This is a genomic window from Xenorhabdus mauleonii (genome assembly GCF_900113945.1).
Lineage (GTDB): Bacteria > Pseudomonadota > Gammaproteobacteria > Enterobacterales > Enterobacteriaceae > Xenorhabdus > Xenorhabdus mauleonii.
The window spans coordinates 79250-105447 of record NZ_FORG01000004.1; the positions used below are offsets into that span (position 1 = coordinate 79250).

A 26198-nucleotide genomic window follows, 5' to 3' on the forward strand; every position below is an offset into this window, starting at 1 on the left:
GTGCTCTTTCCTTTTTAAGATAAAAGCGCGCCCGTTTGAGTATCAAATACCAAACTGATCTCGATAAATTCAACAGGAGACAATACCGCTAAGGCGACTTTCATGATCATTTTCCCGGCTCGGATATCCTCTTCCGTCATCGTTTCATTGACGCCTAACAATACAGTAAATGCCTCATCTTCCCGTGAACCGTACAAACCTCCCTGTAGCCACAATTGCCGTAGCCAGTTATAACTTTGCCCCTTGCATTTCATCCACGTCAGTTCGTTATTAGGCTCAAAGATGTACATACGGGCCAATTGCGCCAAATGGACAGTGACATAAGAAACCAAGCGCCGGGTTTGCAGGTAACGCCAAGGTGTGTGATCCGTATTTTCCAGTGTGCGGCATCCCCATACGCGTATACCTTTACCGGGGAAAGTGCGGATCACATTAAGAGAGGTTCCATTAATGCTAAACAGCCCATTGCCTTGAAGATACGACTTAACTGGCCGGATAACTTGAGTCAGGGCAATATTGGCTGGTGCTTTCCATATTCCCACTTCACTATCCGTGTGCTGGATAAGCGCTGCAACGGCAGCAGTAGGGGATATCAGCCTATTTTGGGGGTTGGGGATATCCTGATAGGCCGTTTCCAGACGAGGCCAATAGGCGGCTCCCCATTGGCGGTATGCTGACGAGAGTCCTTCCAGACATTGCTTTGCCTGCACGATGTCATCCGGCGCGTCCAGCAGCACAAAGAGATTAGGGCGGATCTGGCTGAGTTTCAGCAGGGTATTCCAACCAGCAGACCACAAATTGACCGGGGTTTGTTCGTCATCAATTACACTGTCATTCAGCCGGGCGATATCCGGCGCCAAAATCAGGGTAATCTGTGTTTCCTCGCCAATGGCGTTTTGCACCGCATCAGCGCTTAATGCTGTCATCAGGGCTTGCGCTTCTGTTTCGGTGATGTTTGCTGAAGGCATATCTCCTTGCAGTGGCAAAATAAAAGCCGGTTGACCGCCATTATCGAAATAGTGCCTGATTGCCAATGCCATCAAATGATGGTCGCCGAATAATCGGATATATTCCGCCAGATTGTCGATACGAACTGTGGTTTTCGCGTGTTGCTGGTTGCGGGAGGTATAACCAATAAATACAGGCACTGCGCTGGCGATTTCTGGTTGCCCCGTGGTGATGATACTTTCTGTTAAGGTCACGCCCGGTTGAATGATTTTCATCATCATCTCCTTTCATTGGGTGAGATAGGCACTGTTAATACAATTAATATTGCTAATACAGTGCCTTGTGTTTAATCACGGAGATTACTGAGCGACATCCTGCGTGAATTGCAGAACGATAAATTCAGCCGGCCGTACTGCGGCCAAACCGACTTTCATGACCATTTTTCCTTGTTTGATATCTGTATCAGACATAGTGATATCCTGACCAATTTGCACAAAATACGCTTCTTCAGGGGTGTTTCCCATCAGGGCATTTTTTTGCCAGAGGGCGTAAAGATAGTGCTCAACAGCCGCCTTGGCGCGCATCCAGGTCGGTTGATGATTGGTTTCAAATAGCACGGCACGCAGTGCCTGACGGATATCACGTTCAATGGAATTGAACAGACGTCGGACAGGAATATAGCGCCAGCGGGTATCGTTTACTTCTGTACAAGTACGGGCTCCCCAAACTATAAAACCGCGATCTGTAAATGATCGAATTACATTGATGCCCTTGTCATTCATATTACCTTGCCGATCATCATCAACTTTATCGGTCAATCCTTTGATACCGCTGAGGGCAACGTTTGCGGGGGCTTTCCAGACACCACGCTGGTTATCCGTTTGGCAATAGATTCCCGCGATGGCAGTGCTGGGTGGAAGAGTGAGCGGGTGTTGTTGCTCCTGCTGTAATGTGGCATCAATATCCTGCGCCAGCGTTTCATTTTTTTTCCTGAGTTCAGCCAGATTTTTCAGTTTATCCTTGCCTGATTCATCTTCATATCCACTGATAATAATGTTCTTGTCATCAGGCAAGGCAGATAATGTCAGGTGAGTTTCCAACTGAGGATAATAGACGGCAATCTTGGTACGCGTTCCCGAACTCGGTATTGATTCACCATCAGGGCTATCGGCAATCAGAAAATAGCCCGCTTTGTTATCATTCAGCAGTGAGCTGACTGCATCATAAACTTTGTTTTTGTAATCCCACTCGGTTTCCGGGCAAACCAGCAGGGTAATATCCCCTTTTTGTTCAATTAACTCAGGGAGGGCGGCCAGAGCTGCATTGTCATTAATATTGTTCAGTGGGTAGATATAACAGGCACCGCCCCCATTTTGGAAATAGAGCTTTAAGGCTTCTACAGCCAGAGATTGGTTGATTTTCTCAATATTGTGGAGCCATTTTTTGTTTTCCCCTTCAGCAGGAAGGTTTGATTTGATAACAATGTCTGTCACGGGAGCCAAAGAAAACGCGGAAGTAAATTCAAGCCAATTGCTGATACGAATGCAGGCTTGGGTCGGCTCTGCGGTGTTGGGTGTGAATTTACCGATAAAAACAGGCACGGCAGTGGGGCTATTGCTGACAGATAATGCAAGGGAAGCATTTTCTTCAATATAAACGCCGGGCGTTTTTAGATTAGCAGGCATAATAATTCCTCATCAATCAATGAGATTAACGCTGTTCTACATCTTGCGTAAATTGGAGGATGATAAATTCCGCAGGCCGGACAGCCGCAAGACCGATTTTGACGATCATTTGCCCCTGATTAATTTGGTCTGGTGTCATCGTAATTCCTTTGCCTATCTGCACAAAATACGCTTCTTCTTCCTTGCTGCCCGCCAATCCGCCTTGTTGCCACAGACTATGAAGGTAATTACTGATTGCTGCCCTGACACGTTCCCAAGTGGGTTGGTTGTTAGGTTCAAACATGGCAAAGCTCATGGCACGCTTAACATCCCGTTCGACGGTATTAAACAGGCGACGCACAGGGACATAACGCCAGTTATCATTATCTTCCAGCGTTCTTGCACCCCAGACAGTGGTGCCGGTATTACTGAAATTTCGAATCATATTGATGGCACGTTTGGCGTTATATACTCCCTGAATTTCATCAGTGACTAAAAATACAGGTTCAAGCCCGCCTTTCAATGCAATATTGGCAGGCGCTTTCCACACGCCACGGGACAGATCGACGGAAGCGTAAACGCCAGCCATCACCGCACTCGGTGGAATGGTAGTTTTTGCCCAATCGGCTTTCAGCCACGGGTAGTAAACTGCTGCGAATGCCGTGGAATCATACTTGCCTTTGATGGTTTCGGCATTTGCAATAGTCAGTGCTTCTTCAGGGCCATCAAAAATGGCAAATAATCCTTTTCCCGGCCGGCATAAAGTTGCCGTTGCGGTTTTAATATCTTCACCCGCAGCAACCAGTAAAGTGACATCATCTAAGGTCGGAATCACTTTTTCTAAATTACTGGTTTTGACGAGGTAACAGTAACCTCCGCCATTGGTAAAATAAGCACGTAGAGAAACAGCCAATTTATCGGTTGCATCAAAACTGCTTGATACTTTATTAAGGTATTCCATCCAAGAATTGATTCGGACTGCGGTGTTTTCGCCAATAATATTATTTTTATCATTCGCGGCAAAAACAGGAACGGCAGTCGCGTTATTGGATATGGATAGTGCCAGGCTATTTAATTCTTCAATATAAACGCCAGGATAACTGGTAACGGTTGTCATAAATAAATCCTTTATACAAAATGATTAATTATCAATGAATCAAACAGCCTGCATAATGACGCGATCGGCTGCCAAGGTAATTTCCTGCACAGCAATATCATTGCTGGTGGCATCAAAGGAAGGGGAGGTTAATGATGTCGGAAAAGCATTGGCAACATTCCAGGTCATTAATAATTCAGTGCCAGCATCGTTGGTTAAACTAATGGTGATATCTTTTTTCTCAATTTGATTAAGTTGGATGGAATTAATCCAGTCAAATAATTCTGTTTTACCCGGAAAAACACCTTTACGCAGGGTAATGTTAATCGGTTGGGGCTGGCCGGGCATTTTAAACCAATTACCTATGCCATCACGATATTCAATGGTTTCAAAATTAATATCCAGCCCTGAAACGCTATTGAACGGAATGTTTTCGCCTCCAATAGAAACGATGAAACGATAAGAAGGAATAGGGTATTCAATAGCAATTTGAGACATGCTTGTAGACATAATAGCCTCTCTGTAAATAAAGTGAGTTATGGTTGATTAAATTAAGTGGGTTTTTAAAAAGCATATATTTAGACAAAGCTACCGCCACAAAATGAAAGTAAACTTCCTTTTGAAAAAAATTATGCGGTAATATTGGTTTTATATCGAAAATGATCGTGCCGAAAAATTTATAATGTGTACATTGCCAATAATGCAAATTGCTTTTTATGCAATTTAATTCTTTTTGAAATAAAAATGTTTTTAAGAATGTTTGAAATACATTCAGTGTGTATTAAAAATTATTCAATAAACGAAGAGTGAAGTATTGATTCTGGGATGGCAAAGGGAATATCAGGAGACAATAGCCAGAATCTCTCAGATTCGGAAATGGGTGTTATCAGCGAGACGGAGGTAAACTGTCCTGCGAATAACTTCACGTGCATCCTGTCGTTGGATAAAGGTATTATGATGTTTTTCTCATAGCTGATTATATTTAGATCAAGAGAGTGAGGAAGTAACCTACGCTCGACATAAATTAATTATGAATATTTATATATTTCTAGATAAAATCATTTACTATTCCTAGTATGTCATAGCCATCATTATGTCGTCTGGACATAACGTTTTTACTCAACGTGGCATATCAGCCATAACTCGCACTGCGATCTCCACGATAATACAAACGAATAATCCTTACTTGTTGTTTACTCTTTGAAAATAAATGAAATATTAATCACTTCGCCCATTTTTTCACGGTCAGAATAATAAGGTAGTCGTTAAAATAAGAGCTTGTGTTACCACCTTTCCGGATATTGTGGCATTTCTAAATTTGTATGTTATCGCGCTTCATTTGAAGCACTATCAAAGGCCATTCAGGATAAACCTTGAAGAAAGCCAGTCACGGTCTGCTTAACCTTTTTGGAGGTGATTATCCCTGAGAGAGAGATTAGCACTGAAGGTTTATCGCTGAAAGGAACGCAACCATAAGTGCCGCTTTATTTCTTAAAGAGCACGAAATGATTTTGTTTTATGTTGGATGGTTAATTAATCAAATGGCGAAAAAAAGAACACTTCTGTACAGTGTGCCAGACAGCATAAAGCGGAGGAATGAATGATGAGTCAATATATTGTTACTTATAATGGCCTGGGTAGTGACAATTCTGTTTTGGTTAGCTCACAAATTTCTTTCGATTTTGATTGGAGTGATAATGCGGTTAATGATTTTTTAAACTTGGTGATAGATACCGCATCTTCTAACGCTAATCAACTTAATAATAGCGTAGCAAGAATCTCTATTGTCAGAATATATAACCTACCATAAAAATCCCATTAACTAACCCGCTTCCGGCGGGTTTTTGGTTCCGATCGCCAAAGCGGTTTTTTTTAATAGGTACTCAAAGAAATAGTCATTAATATCGGTTTTTTTCTTTCTTTTCTCGCTTTAAATAGTAAAGGAAAACTGATAACTTGTTTGTTCAATAGTCGATACAAGGAAAGAAAAATGGCAAGTTATTTGGTTCGCGTAGAACTTTATGGTACAGGTTCTGATGGTTATGACAAATTGCATAAAAGGATGACGGCGAATCAATTCAGCCAATCTATTCGCTTTCCCAATGGCAAATGGCATCGCCTTCCCAGTGGGACTTATATCGGCAGCTCTACCTTGGAATCTATGCAGTTAACGGAAAAAATTAAATCCATGGCAACACCGTTTTCAAACAAAGATCCGGCCATATTTGTCTGCACTTACAGTAACTGGAGTGCGGCGCTTTATCCCGAGAAACAACATACAGAAGCAGGTTCGGGGGATTAAGCCCAAAGGAAAGGCGGCGGCGGCCCGGATGCCAGTGCCCAAAGGTTAAAACATTCGATATGGAATCGTTGGAGCTTGTTTTTATCATGCTGTTTGGTTTTTTTGATAAAAACAGCTCCCCCTCTAATATATTTCATCTTCTCTGATTTCTGGCTTTATTGCTCAGGAATTGTCTTATTTCTAAAACAACCCAGCCGTTTTTATGCTCATTGTAATAAATATTAAAATAGCGCTTATGCTGCTTACCCAATATATATAAGGTACTGTCGAAATGATTTCTATTTCAGACAATCAAAGCCACTACCGTGCAGCTATGGATATTTGTTTGATAATAAGGGAAGGTGAAAAAATGAATAACAGATTGATGAGCTATATAACGTTTGTAGGGGTTTGGATTGTGGTAACACTGGCTATTGGTATTATGTTGTCACAATAAATAACTATATGAAAAAGTTCTATGACCTCGCTTTGGCGAGGTTTTTTCTACAAAACTATCTTAAGTAACTATTATAAATATTGATTATCAACAATAATAACTATTATTTATAATAACGGCATCTCGAAATAACTATTTACACAGTGGCTACCATCATGCTGTTCCGTTTATCAGATTACCCAGCATCATACCGGGTAATCGAAAAATTATGTGAGCGTATAGTTTTTAAAACAGAAAAAAATAATGCATTAAACTGAGCCTGAATGACTGTGCATTAACAACTTATTGAGTAAATTCCCTATCCCGTAACGCATAGATCAATGTGTTTTGGCCTTGCACCAGAATGAGTTTCTTGCCTTGTAAACTGACTTTTGCCCCTTTGATCAGTACATTACTGATGACTCTATCCCATTGATTAAGCTTATTATTAACACACGACATCTGGGTGCTGGCTAAGTTTTTTACAGTGAGAATGCTATTTTTTAATTTGCCTACTCCCATGAAATTGTTGCACATAGCACCAGATATGTGCATGTCTTTACCGAATGTAATGGAGAGTTTGCTATCGTTTTTATTTGAGACATCCTCACTATTGACGCTGACTAGAGCAAAATGATGATTTTGTAAGTCTTTGATTGTGACATTTCCTGTGGCGTTAACCTCCTGAGACTGACACGCTGCAAGTAGTAAAGTGGCGACCACTAACGGAATCGCTTTTTTCATTTGATCTCCTGATGTTTGCTGACATTATCCAACGAGATTCGGGCAATCTTTCCCGGAAGTTAATTGCTGGATATTTTGTAAAGTAGTTTCACTGATGCTGGTTAATGCTTCTTCTGTCAAAAATGCCTGATGACCGGTAAACAGTACATTATGACAGGAAGACAAACGGCGGAAGATATCATCTTGGATAACATCATTTGATTTATCTTCGAAGAATAGTTCGCGTTCGTTTTCATAAACATCCATACCTAATGCCCCAATTTTCTGCTGTTTCAATGCATTTATGGCGGCAATAGAGTCAATGAGGGCACCCCGGCTGGTATTGATAACCATAACTCCATCTTTCATTTTACTGAATGCAGTTTCATCCAATAGATGATGATTTTCTGGAGTCATGGGGCAATGCAAAGAAATGATATCTGATTCAGCATATAGCGTATCTAAATCAACATATTCTACTCCCATATCCAAGGCTTCTGGATTTGGGTATGGATCATGAGCCAACAAACGCATCCCGAATCCTTTCAAAATCCGTAGAGTGGCAAGGCCAATTTTCCCCGTACCGATAATGCCTGCCGTACGTTTGTACATATTGAAACCTGTCAATCCCTCAAGGGAAAAGTTGGCATCGCGGGTACGTTGATAAGCACGATGAATACGCCTATTCAGGCACAACATCAGCCCAACAGTATGTTCAGCGACTGACTCAGGTGAGTAGGCAGGCACCCGGACAATTTTAATGCCTAACTCTTTGGCTGTATCGAGATCAACATTATTGAAACCTGCGCAACGCAATGCGAGTATCTTGATACCCATCTCTGACAATTCTTGCAGAACTTCCGGCCCACCATCATCATTGACGAAAATACAAACTGCATCTGCTCCAATCGCATTCTTGGCTGTTTGTACGCTCAGGGGAAAGTCAAAAAACTCGATGTGATAGTCAAGGCCAAGTTTTTGGTTGAGCATTTCAAAATGTTTACGATCATACTGCTTTGTACTGTAAACAACCAATTTCATAACAACATCTCCACCCAACAGTAACGTGAAATCATTCGAGTCGTCCATTGAACTCATCTTGCTGTAAGTCTGTGTGCAATAATGATTTCTATTGAAGACTCTAAGCGTTATCTCTCGCTATACTCGAATAAGCCATTCTTCGTAATTGCCAGTATAATAAATCGGCTCAGAGCCTGATATGAGACTATCATAACAGGAAGTTGCTCTTAGGTTGAAAAGATGAGATATGGATTTGATGACCAAGCTATTAAAAGTGTTCGCAGTAATGTTGATATTGCTGGTGTTATTGATTTTGGTGGGATGGTTTACACTTCCACGTTGGGTGCCATGGATTGCCAGTTATTGGTTGCCACAAGGCGTTACCCTCTCTTTAAGCCAGCCCGAATGGAAAAAGCAGGGATTATGGTTGGAAAGCCTGTCATTAAGAGCAAAAGAGTGTGAATTGATTGATATATCAGGTCTTTCAGTGGCGTATCTGTACCGCAAGGATTCGTCCCCTAAAAGCAACCAAGGCCATAATTGGGATGTTCATGCAAATAATATTGACACCCAAAGCCAGTGTTTGACGCAGCTATTGGCCGAACAACCGACAGAAATGCAATCCTCACCTTTATCGATTCAACACATATTATCTTCTATTCCTGCGCGTCATTTTACAGTCGAGCGTTTCACGCTAATGCCGTGGCCGCAATTTGCCGGTAGAGTTCAATTCAGTTCTTCATCTCAGAAACAAACTTTTTCTTATCAAGGGGAACAACTAAAACTCAGCGCGAACATCACGGATAAAAAGGCGCTTATTATTCAGCAGTTTTTTATGAAGCTGCCTGAACAAGAAATTAATCTGCAAGGTGATATCGAATTGCCTTTGGATATTGAAACCTGGCCTGAACAGGGGCAAGTCATCGCTTATTTGTCTTTGAATCAATATTCTGAGCCACTGCAATTGGCGTTGAAATGGAAAGGGCGAGCCGGGCAACTAACCGTTACAGAAGAACAAAAACAACACAGGCTGGCGGAATTACCTTGGTCGTTTGATGAATCTCAATTTCAGATAACGAATGGTAAATGGCAATGGCTGAATGCAGGGCAGTCTTTGTCTGGCGGGATAAATGTGCGACTCGAACAATGGAAAAAGGGATTGGCTGGAATGTCTGTCAGTGGGCGGATAAATCTGGTTACGCAAAATGAACAGGGTAAAGGCAATGTTGTCCTTTCAATACAGCCGACATCCATCAATATTACTGATGCCCATATTCCATTCCAGTTAACCGGGCAAATGAATAGAGATTCCATGATCATGACCATGTCATTGCCTGCTGTTGTGACAGGATCGCTGGCTGCGCCTAAAATCACGTTTCGGTCAGGCGCCTTATTTAGAGCATGGGGGAAAGTGAGTGAAACTTTTTTTGTCAAAGAAGCCCGTTTGCCTTTAGCTGGGACTCACTTGACTCGCGACGGATTCACGGGCCGGCTTCAAGCGATTGTGCAAGCAAAAGACAGTTATTGGGGAGCATTTAAAATCCACCTGGATGGTTATGCAGAGAATTTTATTCCCGATCACGGAAATTGGAAATGGCGTTATTGGGGGAATGGGAATTTACCTCCGCTACAAGCAAAATGGGATATTGCAGGCACCGGCAATTGGAATCAATCACGAATAACGGTGAACCAATTAAGCACAGGATTTGATCGTATCCAACATGGCTCGGTGAAAATCATCGAACCACGTTTAGCGTTAGTTAACCCACTGATTTGGCAAAGGCCTCTAAATCGTCCCGCTTCAATGGGGGATGTGCAATTATCATTGCAGTTGTCCGCGAAGAGAACAGAATTCCGCTCCGGGGGCTTTTTGCCTCCCTTCGATTTTAAAGCCTCATTGGTTGGCCAATCGCCTGAAAACTTTATGCTGAATGGTAAATTGTACTCTAAAGGAATTGGCCCCATTCCATTGTATGGGCGTTGGGACGGCGATCGCTTGAGGGGAGAGGCCCGTTGGCCACGACAATCGCTATTGGCTTTTCAGTCGTTGATCCCGCCGGATTTGGGAATTACATTACGTGGCGGAAATATTTACGCTCAAGCCGCTTTTTCAATAGCAAAAGGGCAAGGTCTGCGTGCCGGCGGGCATTGGGTTGTGAAAAATGCAGGCATGTGGTTAAAAAATGGCGAAGTTGATGGTTTGAATTTCGTTTTACCATGGCGTTTGCAGGAGCACATTTGGCAATTGGGCGTGGCATCTCCGGTTCAGCTACGCGTCAAATTGATTCAAGACTTATTTGCCATGCAGAATGTGACTGCTGATTTGCAGGGGTTTTATCCGTCAACTGATACCAAGCCATTGGTATTGAGCAATGTGAATGTTGATCTGTTGGATGGCAAACTGGAGATGGATAAATTACAACTGCCGCAAAAAGAGGCAGCCGTCTTGCGGTTTAATAAACTGAATTTGAGTAAATTATTTGGTGTCTTGAAAGTCAAGCAAATGGCCATGTCAGGTCACATCAGTGGCGAATTGCCCGTGTTGTTGAATGATAACTACTGGATTATCAAGAAAGGGTGGATCTCCAACGAAGGGGATTTAACCTTAAGGCTGGATAAAGATACCGTAGATTCCATCGGGAAAAATGACTTATCTGCAGGTGTAGCAATGGATTGGCTGCGTTATTTGGAAATAAGCCATTCAAAGGCCTATGTTACGCTGGATAATCTGGGTGTGTTGAGATTGCATTCAGAAATTAGCGGGGTTAACCCTGTGGTAGATAGACGGCGTGAAGTCCGGCTCAATTATCGCCATGAGGAGAATATTTTTCAATTATGGCACAGTCTGCGTTTTGGCAGTAATCTGGAAGAATGGTTACAGAAAAACATATCTGTAATGGGTGGGAGTGACAAATGACAACAGAAATTGGGTACAGGTCGCAGGGTGCCAGTATGCGAATGATGCTGGGGAGCATGATATTGAGCAGCCTGATGTTGATGGGGTGTGTCAGGCTGGAAATGGCGACACCGGATAAGCCCATCAACATCAATATGAATGTGAAGATTGAGCATGAGATCCATATTAAAGTCGATAGGCAAATTGAGGATATGCTCAAAAATAACTCTAATTTATTCTAAGGGCGGGAATATGAAAAAGGCAGGAATAGTATTTGTATTGAGTCTGCTATTCAGTTCTTTTGCCATCGGCATGACGTTGAGTGAAGCAAAGCAACAAGGGTTGGTAGGAGAGACATTCAGCGGCTATCTGGCACCGGTAAAAAATACTCAGGATGCGCAGTCTGTGGTTCACAAAATTAACAGTGAGCGAGGAAAAAAATACGCTGAAATTGCCGCTCAAAACAATATGACAGCCGATCAAGTTGCGAAAATCGCAGGTGAAAAATTGGTAAACCGGGCTGCCCCAGGAGAATATGTTCTTGGTATTAACGGCAATTGGGTGAAGAAATAAGCGCGCCACACGGCGCACTTATTTTTTGTATGTTCAGGTTTTGTTTGGGGCTGTTCAGGCGGCATTTTCTTCTGGTAGTGTCTGTATCATTTCCTGGATGATATCATCCATCAATTTATTGGCATTCAAGTGGGCTTGCTTGGCTGATTCTTCACCTAGCGACAGACCTTCCGCATGTATGAATTCCACATCAGTAATACCAATAAACTCAAGAAAAACACTCAGGTATGATGGGATTGTATCCCTTGGGCCGCCTTTATAAATACCACCATGACTAATTAAGACGATGGCCCGTTTACCTTTCAGCAAGCCTTGGGCACCTTTTTCGGTATATTGGAATGTCATTCCTGCCCGGGCTACCAAATCAAAATAGTTTTTTAGCTGTGTAGGGATAGCAAAGTTATACATTGGTGCAGTAATCACGATGACATCGTGTGTTTTTAGCTCTGAAATCATTTCCTCTGACAGAGCCAGAGCGGCTTTTTGGCGCTCTGATAACTCTGTACTGTTTTGGCGTAACGCATCGAATAGTTCACTGTCTAGCACTGGAACCGGAGTACCAGCCAGATCGCGCTCTGTCACTTGGCTATCAGGATTATGAGACAGCCATTCTCCGGTGAAATAATCAGCCATTTTGCTGCTTTGTGATGCTTGTGCCAGAATACTGGATTTCAATACGAGCACTTTACTCATTTTCAATTCCTTATATAACAAAGTGTGAATTGTCACTTTGTTTATTATTGTGGAGTGGTGCTATCTTAAGTGGTAAACCAGATTTCTAATAGTTCATTATTTCGAGGTTAGAGTTCAAATTTATTGAATAACTTCATTACCTAATCAACCACCTGGTATACAAAGTAATAAATTAGCTAAGAGTGGATTGTATATGAGTTACATTGAATTTCATAAAATATGTTACACTTTTAACCATTAAGCTAAGCCATAAGCAATTACCCTCTGAGCCTGCATTAGACAGCGCTACTCAGTTAAAAACGTCACAAGGATTTATCACTGTGGAATTACCCTTGACCGCACCTATTGCTAAATTATTTGCTGAACTTGATCATATATCGCTGCGCGATCAGTTCCGTTTAAAAAAACGTTTGCATGGAGCAGCAAAAATTAAGAACCAGGCATCCCAGCAGGCGGTTGCTCAATCCATTTCTACGGACATTGCGGCTGCAAGACAAAAAGTCATCAATCGCCAAGCGGCTTGTCCATCAATTAAATATTCTGAAAATTTACCTGTCAGCCAAAAGAAAGACGATATCTATAAAGCCATTCGGGATAATCAGGTTGTTATCATTGCCGGGGAAACCGGTTCGGGGAAAACCACCCAAATTCCGAAAATCTGTCTTGAATTGGGGAGAGGGGTTAAAGGGTTAATCGGTCATACCCAACCCCGCCGTTTAGCCGCACGTTCAGTTGCCAACCGCATTGCTGATGAGTTGGAAACTTCGCTTGGTTCTACGGTAGGTTATAAAGTCCGCTTTAATGATCAGGTGAGTGACAACACGCTGGTCAAGTTGATGACTGATGGTATTTTGTTGGCAGAATTGCAGCAAGATCGCTTACTGTTGCAATACGATACGTTGATTATCGATGAAGCCCACGAGAGAAGTCTGAATATCGATTTTATTCTTGGCTATTTACGGCAATTGCTGCCGAAACGCCCTGATCTGAAAGTTATCATCACTTCAGCCACCATTGATCCTGAACGTTTCTCCCGCCATTTTAATAAAGCGCCAATTATTGAAGTCTCTGGGCGTACTTATCCGGTGGAAGTCCGTTATCGGCCTGTAGCGAGTGATGATAGTGACGGCGACCGGGATCAACTTGAGGCCATCATTGATGCGGTGACGGAGCTGGGGCGAGAAAGTGCCGGTGACATATTGGTCTTCATGAGTGGTGAACGAGAAATTCGTGACACCGCAGATGCGCTCAATAAACAAAACTTCCTGCACACTGAAATTTTGCCGCTGTTTGCACGCCTATCCAACAGTGAACAGAACCGGATATTCCAGCCTCACGTCGGCCGGCGTATTATTCTGGCAACGAACGTAGCAGAAACATCACTGACGGTACCGGGCATCAAGTATGTGATTGATACGGGTTTTGCGCGCATAAGCCGATACAGCTACCGCACCAAAGTACAGCGTTTGCCGATAGAGCCTATTTCCCAAGCATCGGCTAATCAGCGTAAAGGGCGTTGTGGGCGAGTTTCGGACGGTATCTGTATTCGCCTTTATTCGGAAGATGATTATTTATCACGGCCGGAATTCACGGATCCTGAGATTTTGCGTACCAATCTGGCTTCTGTTATTTTGCAGATGACCTCCATTGGTTTGGGGGATGTCAGTGCATTTCCATTTGTTGAAGCTCCGGACAAACGTAATATTCAAGATGGTGTTCGGTTGTTGGAGGAACTGGGAGCAATTGATCCGGAAACCTCGTCAGAAGGCATTTATCGACTGACTTCAATGGGGCGGCAATTGGCACAATTGCCCATCGATCCGCGTTTAGCCCGTATGGTGCTGGAAGCCAAGGCTCATGGCTGTGTTCGTGAAGTGATGGTCATCGCCTCGGCACTATCCATTCAAGATCCGCGGGAAAGGCCGCTGGAAAAACAACAGGCTTCAGATGAAAAGCACCGCCGTTTTGCGGATAAAGATTCTGATTTTATTGCGTTCCTGAAATTGTGGGATTTCTTACAGGAACAGCAAGAAGCACTTTCCAGTTCCCAGTTCCGCAAGCTTTGTCGTCAGGATTACCTGAATTATCTGCGCGTCAGAGAATGGCAGGATGTTTATACCCAGCTCCGACAAGTGGTGAAAGAAATTGGCTTACCAATCAATAGTCAAGAAGCGGATTACCGCAGTATCCATGTTGCGCTGCTGACAGGGCTTCTTTCCCATATTGGCCAAAAAGACACGGATAAACAGGAATACACTGGTGCACGCAATGCCCGTTTCTCTATCTTTCCTGGTTCGGGATTATTTAAAAAGCCGCCCAAATGGGGAATGGTGGCGGAATTGGTCGAAACCAGCCGCTTGTGGGGGCGTATTGCTGCGCGCATAGAGCCTGAATGGATTGAACCATTGGCAGCCCATTTGATTAAGCATCATTACAGTGAACCACACTGGCAAAAATCACAGGGCGCTGTGATGGCAACGGAAAAAGTCACCCTGTATGGTTTGCCTATTGTGGCAGGGCGGTTGGTAAATTACAGCCAGAAAGATCCCATGCTATGTCGCGAATTGTTCATCCGTCACGCATTGGTTGAAGGGGACTGGCAGACTCGCCACTCTTTCTTCCGTGCTAACCTAAAACTGCGTGAAGAAGTAGAAGAACTGGAGCATAAATCGCGTCGGCGGGATATCTTGGTGGACGATGATACTTTGTTCAGTTTTTATGACCAAAGAGTCGGCAAGGACGTTGTGTCATCCCGTCATTTTGATCGCTGGTGGAAAGTCGCAAGCAAAGATCAACCAGAATTGCTCAACTTTGAAAAGAGCATGTTGATTAAAGGGGATGCCAATAAAGTCAGTGCCTTGGACTATCCGAATTATTGGCATCAAGATAATTTGAAGTTCCGTTTAAGTTATCAATTTGAGCCGGGAACCGATGCTGACGGCGTTACAGTGCATATTCCTTTGCCGGTGTTGAATCAGGTCAGAGATGAAGGGTTCGACTGGCAAATTCCGGGAATTCGTCATGAATTGGTGGTTGCCTTAATCAAATCATTGCCAAAACCGATACGGCGTAATTTTGTCCCTGCGCCTAACTATGCACAAGCCTTTCTGGAACGGGTCAGTCAACCGCAAGGCGCTTTATTGGAGAGCCTTGAGCGGGAACTGCGCCGTATGACCGGCGTGACAGTGTCACGCGAAGACTGGCAGCTAGAACAAGTTCCTGATCATTTGAAGATTACATTCCGTATTCTTGATGAAAAAAGGGCGGGCGAGAAAAACAGATTGCTGGCTGAAGGTAAAGATTTATCTGCCTTGAAACTGAAACTGAAAGGAAAAGTTCAGGAAACACTTTCAGCGGTTGCAGATGACGGTATCGAACAAAGTGGCCTGCACATCTGGAGTTTTGGAGAATTGCCCGAACGCTATGAGCAAAAGCGTGGTGGCTATTCCGTCAAAGCGTTTCCGGCCTTGGTGGACGAGAAAGATTGTATCGGCATTAAACTGTTCGAAACTGAAATTGAACAGCAAAATGCAATGTGGGAAGGAACACGTCGCCTGCTGCTGCTGAATATACCGTCACCGATAAAATATCTGCATGAGAAATTACCGAACAAATCCAAGCTGGGGCTGTACTTCAATCCTTATGGCAAAGTGTTGGATTTGATCGACGATTGCATTTCCTGCGGTGTGGATAAACTGATAGCAGAGCATGGTGGCCCGGCATGGAATGAGCAGGCGTTTTCTGACTTGCAGAATAAAGTGCGTGCTGATTTGAATGACGCAGTAGTAGAGATTGCCAGACAGGTCGAGCAAATCCTGACTGCGGTCTTTAATATCAATAAACGTCTGAAAGGGCGGGTAGACATTGCCCTTGCACTTGCCTTATCAGATATTAAAGAACAGTTATCAGGTCTGGTCTTTAATGGATTTGTGACTTCTCATGGTTGGAAACGGCTGGCGGAGGTTTTGCGCTATCTGAATGGTATTGAGCGCCGATTGGAAAAACTGGCGGTTGATCCGAACAAAGATCGGGCGCACATGAGCCGGATTGAGCATATTCAGCGTCAATGGCAACAATGGCTGGCAAAACTGTCTGTTCAGCAAAAACAACTACCGGAAGTAAAAGAAGTTCGCTGGATGATTGAAGAACTTCGGATTAGCCTGTTTGCCCAGCAATTGGGTACGGCTTATCCAATATCTGACAAACGTATTTTTCAGGCTATGGAAAATATAGCGTCTTAATATGATGATAATAGGGCTGTAGTAAATAAATTACTCACAGCCCTATTAACCAATACTTGATTAAATTATTGATCGAGTTTTTAAAATACCATCATATTGTGAACACTAATCTATTAGTCCATATTTCTTTGCGAAAATATCGTGATGGGGATCATTGTTCCATTCATATTCTGCCATGTCTGCAAAAGAAACTGCAGCATCAATGCCATAAATCTTAGCTATCATCGCGAGTGACATATCTGTACCGGCAGATACTCCAGAAGAAGTGAAGTATTTTCCATCTTCTACCCACCTTGCTTCTTTTACCCAATCCACACTTCTGTTTTGCTCCACAACCCACTGAAAAGACTCTTTATTGCTTGTGGCTTTTTTGCCATTAAGCAAGACCGTTTTCGCTAACAGAGCTGATCCTGTGCAGATCGTACCAACGTAAGTCGATGTTAGTTAAGGTTAAGTAGTAATTCAAATAATAGATTCTTAATAACGGAAGTGACGGTAATATTGAATCGGGTGGTTCTGGCGAAAAGCTAATATTTCTCTATATTAGTTACAACATACTTGTTGCACTACAATCAAACCCCTCATCATCAACTACAGAGAAAATTCAATCTATCTTTAAAGCAGGGGACTGAAAAACGGGAGGGTGGAATTATTGCTATTCGTTTTGATTATCGGATATGAGGATTTACGAAAATGGGACTACGGGGGTTTACATTCCAGAGTAATGTTTTTTAACCCCGCTCAATATTGAGCGGGGTTAAAAATAGGATAAAACAATCTATTGATAAGTCAGGGTAACAGTGGCAGTCGCATCTGCCTTACCGGGGGTAATGCGCGGATCAGTTTGAATATACCGTGCCTGCAATGGAATAGAGAAATGTCTTACTCTATGGCTGGGGCGAAGCATAATAGGCTCACGCATATCTAATGGTTTATTGAATAACAATATCTGTAAACCAATACCTGTAGCCGTGACGTTGTCACTACTGTAATCCAACGCCCAAATATTATTGGCATAACTTTTCGCTGGCCGTCCATCCAATGTAACATCAACATCTAGATTAGCATCACAATCTACTTCCAAATTGAAGTCCTTTAATCCCGCAGTACTATTAACACCACGGAAATCACTAGTCTTGACTTCACCCATATTAACGAAAGTCGTGCTTTGTGTAAGGGAACACCCTTGAGTGATGATGCGGGTATTGGTCAGATAAAAAGTATGTATAGTCATATCAGGGTCTAGTCTAGCCCGCGTCAATAGCCTATTTTGCACCATGCCTGAGCCAGTTGTAGGGGCTATTTTTATTAGCTGCACAGTTAAGTAGCCGAATGTTTTACCACAATAGGGGACTTTGCCGTGATATCCATGAACCGGGTAGCAATATTGTGCTGGATATGCCGTTCTGGGTAGCCAATCGATACCAAAGCCAGGCCCCCAAGTATTAATGCGGATCCCGACGCCGGGTATGCCAGATTCATAAATCGCGTCATAGTTATAGTGTGCCCGATCAAGTGCGGGTTCATCCCATGTGGCGGAGGTATGGTAATCACAGAAGGCGAGGTAGCCCTGCACATCCACTTCATCGAGATAAATTTCCCGGATGGTTGTCCCGATGGGATAATCCCTTGGGATCACGATATCACCAAAAGAGACGGCTGTTGTTTTGGCTGCAACACCGGGAGCATACCCGCAATAATTTCTTGCCTGACTGGCAAAACTGCTTATCATGCTGAGGATAAACACACTCAGCAATAATAATCTGGATCTACTGGTCATAAATAATTTCCATAGTATTTCAACGACATATTTTAATCTGAAATAGATATCCGGTTTTGTTATTCACACGTTGCGTTCAAAGTGTATAAACCCGATTCAGGCGTTTTATCAGGAAGTTGGTAATTTACCCGGCACTCCTGAGCACCTTTCTGACCCCATTTCACCCAAATCTGGCCTGAATCAGGTATACCGCTGAGGTAAGCCTGCCCATCATTGCTGACAATGGTGCTATTGGGTTCACTTCTTTCATCATGTTGTTGTTCTAACGTTGCAGTTGCACCAAACGGAATTTCTTTGCCTTTGTGAGACAAAGTCAATAACACACGGTGACCAATGCGTGTCTGAAAATTAGCCAAAGTTACTGAGCCTCGGGTTGGGACGATGGTTTGGGTATTGATATCAATATCAACATCGTTGCCCATTGAATAGGTATCCAGAGCAATGCGGTTTTTTCGGTAGCTGCTGACATAAGGTACAATGGCATGGCCTTTCCAGTCCGTCTTAATGCCGGCATGGTTTTGCACTTTAATTCCTTTAGCACCATTTGCCCGCACCAATACCAGTGTATCTCCCAAAGATTGAGAAAGAGTGACACCGTAAGGGTGGGCAACTATGCCGCCATTTAAACCGTAAGTCAGTTGTTTGAAATAGTTATTGTAACTGTAGCCCGCGTTAATCTGACTATAGGCTCCTTTGTATTCAGCAGTAATATTCCCGCCAACATCTTTGTTGCGGCTGGTGTAATTTTGCTGAATGCCATAAGTCAGTTTGTTATCTTCAAGAGCAGTGCCGTTTAAGCTGACTTGGTGAGACATGTCACCGTTTTTACTACTCGTCATGTTGTAGCTCACCCAACTGTCTTTTAACAAACGGTCAAGAGGGATTTGAAGGCTCAAAGAGACAATCTGTTCATTACGATTTGCACTCGGGAAAGCATTGTAGGAGTAGCTCAGGTTATAGTTGATGGAATTGTAATTCGAGCTGTAACCTGCACTGATATTTTTTTCGTAACCTTTCTGCTGCCAGTAATCCTGCTGTAAAGCCGATATGTAAACAGATCCCCAATCTTTCAACGGCTGGTTAATGTAAAGCTGCAATTTGCTGCGTTTATTGCTGCTATTGTTGATGCCTCCGTTATTTGTATTAACCAATTCATTGGCTTCTTTAAAATCGTAAAAATCTTGCGTCGAGTAACGATATCCGGCAAGGGAGAGGTTAGTTCCTGTCAGGGGGATATCTTTGGCATATTGGAAACGATAGGATTGACCATAATAGCTGCCGTTGGATGTTGAATTAGTTTTGGCATAAGTCGCATCAAAAGAAACTGAGCCCCAATCCGCGAAGTTATAACCGGCACCTAACGCAATAGATTGATAATCCTTTGATATTGTCGTTCCGCCGTATGCCGTGACATTATTGGAAACGCCATATATCAGTGTGCCCTGCACAAAATAAGGTTCTTTACCATGATCAGAATTGGATTTGTATTTTCCCAAAGCCAGTGAATGCCGTAGGCTATTTTCCCGGAGCATGATAGGAACAGTCGAAAACGCTTGCACTGAACGATGCTCTTTCCCATCAGCTTCTTTGACAATAACTTCCAGATCACCGTTAGACGATGTTGGATAAAGGTCATTGATAACAAAAGGCCCAGGGGATACGTAAGATTCATAAATGGTGTAACCATTTTGTTTAATGATGACCTGAGCATTGCTTTGTGCAATTCGCCTGATCGTCGGTGCAAACCCTTTTTGGCTATCAGGCAACATGCTGTCGTCGGAAGCTAACTGCATTCCACGAAATTGAAAACTATCAAAAATAGGGGAAGGGGTATAGCTATCCCCAAATGTTAATTGGCTTTTCAATGCATGAATATCGCGTTGAAGATAGGTATTGAAATGTTGCCATTTTTTATCTTGGCTGCTGTAAGTGGAATGATTTCGTAAACGCCATGCATCCCAATTGGCACCTGTTCTGATATTAAGAAAATGATTTTTTGTTGTGCCTGGTTGAGCGTCTTGCCAAGTCATGGAACCGCTGTAATTATAATTGACCATCAAGGATGTCAGCCCCTGTTCCCACAAATGAGGGGGAACATAATCTCTGGCTTGACGATTCAATACCGCTTGCGGAATGCTGAGATCCAATCGTTGATGTTTGAAATCAAAAGAAGACGATGCCGATGGGATATATTGGCCAATATCATCAAGTTCCGTATCTTGGGTTAAATCACGCAGCAAAGGGAGTGATTCAATATTGACACCCATTTCCCGGAGTTTTTGTACCTTAAATTTTGGTGATAGCTTATGGTTTACAATAATAAAATCGATATTCCCGGTATCTACTTTCTCCCGGTTAAGATAGATATCTACCCAATAGCGGCCGGGTGGCTGCTGTTCATCCTGAGTGAAAAGAGATAAATCAATATCCTCTGGAAAGCCTGAATGGTTTTCCAATGCATTAATATTGAAATACTCTTCCGTGTAAGCTTTATTGGTATAAGCCCAAAAACATGTGATGAACAATGCGCAAAAGAATACTCGGCTATAATTTATTTTTACAGAATAGAGGTAGCGCAAGCGTAGCTTGATAAACAACAGCCAATAATCAGAAAAATTTTGTTGAAGATAATGACGGTAGTTATCCATGATAATTTTCTAATTTTAATATACCCGCTATCTTTCAGGACGTAGCTTGAAATTTATTGGGTATATAAGTGGTATAAGTTATTTCTCAAAATGTCTGTTTTTCTTCTGCCGTTACACCACCAAAATCATTGATAGTTTTCCAAGTGACTTGGTTGATGTTTTTAATCGGTACATCCCAGCTTGATTTCCCAAAGGGCGGGATCATGCCAGCGGATTTAATTTCATAATTTTTTGTACCATTGCCGGTCTTTAGCTCAGTAAAAGAGATGTAATAAGGTGTCGGGTTTTCGGCAATCAACTTGTGTCCATCGGTCTTGAATTTCAGAGCCTTATAGGCAATTACAGCACCTTCAGCCAAGTCGGCAGGGCGATAGAAAAGCTTAAAGCGCGATTTCACCGTGATTTGCAGCTGGTTTTGCGCTGATTTAGCTGTGGCAGGAATAGATTTAACATTGAGCCAGAATAAAGACTCTCTATCTTCAGGTAAATTATTCCCGGTTTTAACAATTCGTAAAATATTCTCATTTCCACTTGTTAACTTAAAAAGTGGGGGAGTAATAATAAAAGGCGTCTTAGTTTCATCGTGTTCATCTTGAACCCAAGATTGGATGAGATAAGAAATATCCGTTTCTGGATTGCTGATGGAAATAGAAGCTTCTTTTTGGTTACTAATATAAATAACACGAGTGCCGCCAATTACGACTCCCGCAAAAGAAGTATTAATGCTGAAGATGCAGATGAAAATAAAAATAAAAATGCGAAAATATCTCAAAGTGATAACTCCAAATAAAAATTATTTTTATATTTATTAATAAGTAAATGTAATCAGAAAGCTATTGGCAAATGTAACTATTTAAACCCGTTAAACGAGTACTATGGCATTGGCATCCTTGCCATTAGTTCCTTTTGGCGTTAGGATTTTTTTGTAATTAAGACAGCTTAGTTATAGGTAATAGTAAAGTTAGCTACTGCATCACCTGCACCTGGCTCGACTTTAGCCGTTGTTGCAATGTATTTAGCAACAAAACTCAATTCATCAGTTTTTTGACCACTCAAACGCTGAGGACGTGAGCTTTCAGCCATGTTTATCATCGAGTTACCATCATCTTCATAAAGTGCGATTGCAACACCTCTGGCAGTTGCTGCTCCAGTATTACTGGTTAAAGCTAATAGTCTGCTGTTGCTTCTATCTGTCTGACCATCGAATTTAACTTGAGCTGTTTTATATTCTGTTGGGCAGTCAGTTAATTTAATACTAAAGCGAGTAGGAGCAGAGGTACTGTGAATACCACTGAAGGAACTTGCACTAATAGTCCCCAGATTCACAGTTTGATCGATTGAACCAGAATCTACTTTACATGCAGACGCTGTTACTTTCCCTGTAAATTTAACTAGTCCATCAGCAGCATGAGCGGTAGACATTAATACAGACGAAACAAATAAAGATGAAATAATTAGTTTGGTTTTCATTTTTTAATACGTTCCATCTCTGGCGTAGTTATACGTCAGAGAAATAGTTTATTGAATTAACGTTAAAGCCGTACATAAATACAGCAAGTAAACTTTGCGAACTCACATCTTAAAAATAACAAAGAAACAACAATTCATGTTTCTTTATCGATAGGTAATACGGAGAATATAGTAGCGAGTAATTAACAAAGTTCAAAATAATAACTCGACAAAACCCATTCTTTGAATTTTTTATCTGTAAAGTAAACATTAATAGTATTGTTATTCATAAAACAGTGTATTTTTTGAACGTAAAATGAACTTTTATTCTGTTTTATAAGATTAACTATTAATTGACGATTTTCTATAAAAATAAATATGCAAATAAATACATATATTTCTTTAATTTGTCTTTTTTGCTACATTTTTAAGTAAATATTATACATTTGTGATCGGATCTTGTTCTTCTGGTTTTTGTGTTATATATTTCACATAAGTAAGACTTGAATGGATACCTTAAGCCAAATATGCAATGATTTTATCTATATAAAGTTAACTTGTTATTAATAATATCTCTTACAATTATTGTGGCTAATAACGCTATTTATTTTTTATGAAAAATAAAATCAAATAAAAACAAAATAAATGCTTATGTATTGGGTGTGATTTGTTCATATTTTCTCTATATTAGTTACAACATACTATTAAGCAACAACAAAAAATACACATGTAACAACAAACAAAAATTCAGAAACCTGCACTATGAAAGTACAAAAAGAGCCCACTATCTGGGTTTTTAAAAATCCATCTCATGGGAAAAAATCAGGGAAATGTGTGATATGTTGTCTAGGTGAGGGTGTAACTATCTACTTTTTTTTGATAAACCAGACAAAAATACTAACCAGGTTGAGTTAGTTTTTCAGCATATTTTGAGCAAAAAATAAGAGGAGAATGGAAGTTCTCCTCTTAAATATTGGCTTCTGAATAGAATGGTTAGAATAATTTGTATCTAAAAAATCAGATGGAGCAAGACCTCAATCAGTGCATTAAAACCCATGTGGAAGGAATTGCTGTAATGATTAGAATCACTATGGCTGATTTTTCCATTAAGTTGAGCGGCGTTTTTTCCTCATTTTGCCTACGGGCATACAGAAACACCAGCAAACCCGGAGCATACAGCACAACGGAAAGGAGCAAATTCATTAAGCCTGAAGCATAAATCAGCCATAATCCATAAATACAAGCGCCTACAGCGATAGACAGCAAAGGGCGGCTGCTACGTTCAAATGCCACTTTTACTAAAAATGCACCAACGAGAAAGTAGGGCACAAGAATCATCTCTGATGCAATCGCAAGCAAGGTATTGTAATTACTGCCGGTTATCCAGATGAAAATCAAAGAAATCTGAACGGCTCCATTTGTGATCCAGAGAGATGACACCGGCGCTTTTTTGCTGTTTTGCTGGTTGAACGCTTTTGGAAATGTACCATGCAAGGCGGCAATAAATGGCACTTCTGCAGCCATGATTGTCCAACTCAAATAAGCCCCACAAACGGAAATGATTAATCCACCAATAATGACAATCTCACCTGTGGAGCCCATTAACTCAACCATGAGATTCGCCATTGAAGGATTACGCATGGCCGCTAATTCAGGTCTGGTGACTAAACCTAACGAGAGAAGGGTAACGAGTATATAAACGCTTAATGCGGAAACCACAGCCAACACAGTGGCAAGACCAATATCCCTGCGTTTTCTAGCTCGGGCGGAAACAACAACAGCGCCTTCAACCCCGATGAAAACCCACAGAGTGATTAACATCGTATCCTTTACTTGCTGCCAGACGGGAACCCCCATATCAACGCCGGTGAAGTCAAAAGTAAACACATCCATTTTAAAAGCGGCGATTGCCAAGACAATAAATATACCTAACGGCAGTAATTTTGCCATCGTAGCCAGCTGATTGACTCCTGCGGCCGTTTGAACACCACGAAGCACCAACCAATGAACAAACCAAAGCAAGATTGATTCACCAATCAACGATTGCCACGTATTGCCATCACCAAAAATTACAGAGTGTTCAGTATCAGTGAAAAAACTTAATGCTGAAAAGACAATAACCAAGTAAGAAACATTGGCAATAATGGCGCAAAACCAGTATCCCCATGCTGAACAAAACCCAACTAACTCCCCAAACCCTTCCCGGGCATAAGTAAAAATGCCGCTGTCTAAATCAGGACGAAGACGCGAAAGTAAAAGCAAAGAAGTGGCTAAAAAGAGAATACCGATGCCTGTTATTCCCCAACCAATCATAAGTGCAGCAGGGCTGCCAACCTGTGCCATATTTTGTGGCAAGCTGAACACTCCCGCACCCACCATCGAGCTGAGTACCAGTGCTGTCAGAGAAGTGAGGCCTAATTTCTTTTCCAAAGATACGTTCCTAAAAATAATATAATCGACACGATTAGCCAGAACACTTGTTCTGAATATCGAACACATATTGGACATTTATTGCATCCATGCTATGGATTGCAGAAAAGATTTAGTAGATAAATCTAAAAACAGGGGAATTCTACGGAGTGAATGCAGTGTATGCAATGGGTGACTATGCAAAAAAACATAAATTTTATGCATAATATTATGTGAGGGTATAAGAAAATCAATTAATGCTGGAAGCTGAATACTCCAATAAAAAGAGGCACAAATGTGTTATTTGTGCCTCTTGGATAACTTAAGGAGCTATCTGCTGATTATTTGAATAAATCAGCACTGATGGTGACATTGCCACCATTGGACTGCCATTCCCTTGTAACATGGTAATACTTAGCCCCTTTTTCTGCTGCACGCTTGGCGACCTGATAAGAAACTTCAGGTGCTGTTGTGTAATAACCAGAGAAAGTGACGGAATCAAATGGAACCATTTGGGCAGCGGATGCTTTGTTCAGCTCTTGAATTTTTGTACCATCAGGCAAGGTTACAGTGTAACGCCCGCCTTTTGATGTCTGGGTTTCAAAAAAGCGACCGACGAAATTACTGGTTGAAGAGGAGGAAGCGACACCCGGAATTTCTACTTTTTTGGCTTCTTCTCCACCTTGTGCCAGTGCCTGGCGGCCAGCATCGGAATCAGCAGGGATCACGGCATCATCGGACTGAACCTTGCGTTTCGGCGCATCTTCTTTGTAGACATAAGCGGTGACTATCTGATTTCCACCATTATTTGGTGTAATGTCGCGAACGATAAAGAAGGATGCTGCATCTTTCTTCTTGGCCGCTTTGGCAATGGCTTCTTTCATGTCAGGATCGGTTGGGTAATAACCGTTGATGGTGACAGTATCAAAAGGTTCTAAAGTGATGGCTTCAGTCTTAGGTAATTCTTTAATGCCACGATAGACACGATAATTTTTTGTTTTATCCGCTTTTTCTGCATCTTTATGATACAAATCAGCTACAACGCGCAAATTACCACGTCCATTGAGATCGTCCAGACTCTGGATATAAAAGCTTTCAGCGCCTTTTTTATCGGCCTGGCGGGAAACTGCATCAGCAGCTTCATAGATTGCATTAAAACGTCCAGTAACTGCGATTCGCTCGAAAGGTTTGAGCTCTGCGGCTTGTTCTGGAGTTAACTCTTTGGCCGCATGTGCAGCAGTAATCGACATTAATGAGAACACCGTGGTAGCGATGATCGTTGTCTTCAGCTTCATAAAAAATCCTTTCGCCTTCTTGCGCATTAAATATTTATAACGTGCT

Annotated in this window: 21 protein-coding genes; 7 read left to right on the forward strand and 14 right to left on the reverse strand. The window is 42.0% G+C overall.

Translation table 11 applies throughout. The annotated features are described in order from the left end of the window. Positions 1 to 14 precede the first annotated feature (14 nt). The 4 genes from BM100_RS05245 to BM100_RS05260 form a co-directional block, all read right to left on the reverse strand. The gene (locus BM100_RS05245; RefSeq protein WP_169924663.1) at positions 15 to 1223 is read right to left on the reverse strand and encodes a phage tail sheath subtilisin-like domain-containing protein; all 1209 of its coding nucleotides are present in this window, start codon (positions 1221 to 1223) and stop codon (positions 15 to 17) included. An 84-nt stretch (positions 1224 to 1307) separates the two neighbouring features. Next, positions 1308 to 2633 (reverse strand): phage tail sheath family protein, encoded by a 1326-nt coding sequence (locus BM100_RS05250; protein ID WP_092508645.1) that lies wholly within the window; start codon positions 2631 to 2633, stop codon positions 1308 to 1310. A gap of 25 nt (positions 2634 to 2658) precedes the next feature. Then, positions 2659 to 3729: a phage tail sheath family protein gene (locus BM100_RS05255; protein WP_092508647.1), complete on the reverse strand. Its 1071-nt coding sequence runs from the start codon at positions 3727 to 3729 to the stop codon at positions 2659 to 2661. A 39-nt stretch (positions 3730 to 3768) separates the two neighbouring features. Further along, a complete protein-coding gene (locus tag BM100_RS05260) occupies positions 3769 to 4218 on the reverse strand; it encodes a phage tail protein (RefSeq protein WP_092508649.1) in 450 nt (149 codons plus the stop codon). A 1090-nt stretch (positions 4219 to 5308) separates the two neighbouring features. Here BM100_RS05260 and BM100_RS05265 point away from each other — a divergent pair. From BM100_RS05265 to BM100_RS22960, 3 genes are all read left to right on the forward strand, one after another. Next, complete coding sequence (locus BM100_RS05265; RefSeq protein ID WP_139216933.1) at positions 5309 to 5518, forward strand: hypothetical protein; 210 nt, start codon at positions 5309 to 5311, stop codon at positions 5516 to 5518. A 180-nt stretch (positions 5519 to 5698) separates the two neighbouring features. Further along, positions 5699 to 6010, forward strand: a complete 312-nt coding sequence (gene ghoS / locus BM100_RS05270; RefSeq protein ID WP_092508653.1) for a type V toxin-antitoxin system endoribonuclease antitoxin GhoS — start codon at positions 5699 to 5701, stop codon at positions 6008 to 6010. A gap of 271 nt (positions 6011 to 6281) precedes the next feature. Further along, positions 6282 to 6446, forward strand: a complete 165-nt coding sequence (locus tag BM100_RS22960; protein WP_169924664.1) for a hypothetical protein — start codon at positions 6282 to 6284, stop codon at positions 6444 to 6446. Between the two features lie 282 nt (positions 6447 to 6728). Here the strand turns inward: BM100_RS22960 and BM100_RS05275 are convergent, their stop codons facing one another. Next, the gene (locus tag BM100_RS05275) at positions 6729 to 7169 is read right to left on the reverse strand and encodes an META domain-containing protein (protein ID WP_092508655.1); all 441 of its coding nucleotides are present in this window, start codon (positions 7167 to 7169) and stop codon (positions 6729 to 6731) included. 24 nt (positions 7170 to 7193) lie between these two features. Then, positions 7194 to 8189 (reverse strand): 2-hydroxyacid dehydrogenase, encoded by a 996-nt coding sequence (locus tag BM100_RS05280; protein WP_092509038.1) that lies wholly within the window; start codon positions 8187 to 8189, stop codon positions 7194 to 7196. Positions 8190 to 8424: 235 nt separating this feature from the next. Here BM100_RS05280 and BM100_RS05285 point away from each other — a divergent pair, with 235 nt between their 5' ends. Genes BM100_RS05285 through BM100_RS05295 form a run of 3 tightly spaced genes read left to right on the forward strand, consistent with a single transcriptional unit; the run spans position 8425 to position 11637 of the window. After that, positions 8425 to 11085: a YdbH family protein gene (locus tag BM100_RS05285; RefSeq protein WP_092509040.1), complete on the forward strand. Its 2661-nt coding sequence runs from the start codon at positions 8425 to 8427 to the stop codon at positions 11083 to 11085. Between the two features lie 35 nt (positions 11086 to 11120). After that, complete coding sequence (locus BM100_RS05290; protein WP_169924667.1) at positions 11121 to 11306, forward strand: YnbE family lipoprotein; 186 nt, start codon at positions 11121 to 11123, stop codon at positions 11304 to 11306. Between the two features lie 10 nt (positions 11307 to 11316). Further along, the gene (locus BM100_RS05295; RefSeq protein ID WP_092508659.1) at positions 11317 to 11637 is read left to right on the forward strand and encodes a YdbL family probable chaperone protein; all 321 of its coding nucleotides are present in this window, start codon (positions 11317 to 11319) and stop codon (positions 11635 to 11637) included. Between the two features lie 54 nt (positions 11638 to 11691). Here the strand turns inward: BM100_RS05295 and BM100_RS05300 are convergent, their stop codons facing one another. After that, the gene (locus tag BM100_RS05300) at positions 11692 to 12330 is read right to left on the reverse strand and encodes an FMN-dependent NADH-azoreductase (protein WP_092508661.1); all 639 of its coding nucleotides are present in this window, start codon (positions 12328 to 12330) and stop codon (positions 11692 to 11694) included. Positions 12331 to 12650: 320 nt separating this feature from the next. Between BM100_RS05300 and hrpA the strand changes: the two genes are divergently transcribed. Beyond that, the gene (hrpA, locus tag BM100_RS05305; RefSeq protein ID WP_092508663.1) at positions 12651 to 16571 is read left to right on the forward strand and encodes an ATP-dependent RNA helicase HrpA; all 3921 of its coding nucleotides are present in this window, start codon (positions 12651 to 12653) and stop codon (positions 16569 to 16571) included. A gap of 105 nt (positions 16572 to 16676) precedes the next feature. On the opposite strand, the gene BM100_RS05310 is transcribed toward hrpA, so the two are convergent. The 7 genes from BM100_RS05310 to ydgH all read right to left on the reverse strand — a co-directional run bounded on the left by BM100_RS05310 (position 16677) and on the right by ydgH (position 26152). Next, a complete protein-coding gene (locus BM100_RS05310; RefSeq protein ID WP_092508665.1) occupies positions 16677 to 16991 on the reverse strand; it encodes a DJ-1/PfpI family protein in 315 nt (104 codons plus the stop codon). A 358-nt stretch (positions 16992 to 17349) separates the two neighbouring features. Beyond that, a complete protein-coding gene (locus tag BM100_RS05315; RefSeq protein ID WP_092508667.1) occupies positions 17350 to 18351 on the reverse strand; it encodes a fimbrial protein in 1002 nt (333 codons plus the stop codon). 59 nt (positions 18352 to 18410) lie between these two features. Continuing rightward, on the reverse strand, positions 18411 to 20999 hold the full coding sequence (locus tag BM100_RS05320) for a fimbria/pilus outer membrane usher protein (protein ID WP_092508669.1): 2589 nt from the start codon (positions 20997 to 20999) through the stop codon (positions 18411 to 18413). A gap of 85 nt (positions 21000 to 21084) precedes the next feature. Then, entirely contained in the window at positions 21085 to 21771 is a 687-nt protein-coding gene (locus BM100_RS05325; RefSeq protein WP_092508671.1) for a fimbrial biogenesis chaperone, read from the reverse strand. Positions 21772 to 21938: 167 nt separating this feature from the next. Continuing rightward, entirely contained in the window at positions 21939 to 22469 is a 531-nt protein-coding gene (locus BM100_RS05330; protein WP_092508673.1) for a fimbrial protein, read from the reverse strand. Between the two features lie 1017 nt (positions 22470 to 23486). Continuing rightward, complete coding sequence (locus BM100_RS05335) at positions 23487 to 24878, reverse strand: basic amino acid/polyamine antiporter (protein ID WP_175494917.1); 1392 nt, start codon at positions 24876 to 24878, stop codon at positions 23487 to 23489. Positions 24879 to 25198: 320 nt separating this feature from the next. After that, a complete protein-coding gene (gene ydgH, locus BM100_RS05340; RefSeq protein WP_092508677.1) occupies positions 25199 to 26152 on the reverse strand; it encodes a DUF1471 family protein YdgH in 954 nt (317 codons plus the stop codon). Between the last annotated feature and the right edge of the window lie 46 nt (positions 26153 to 26198).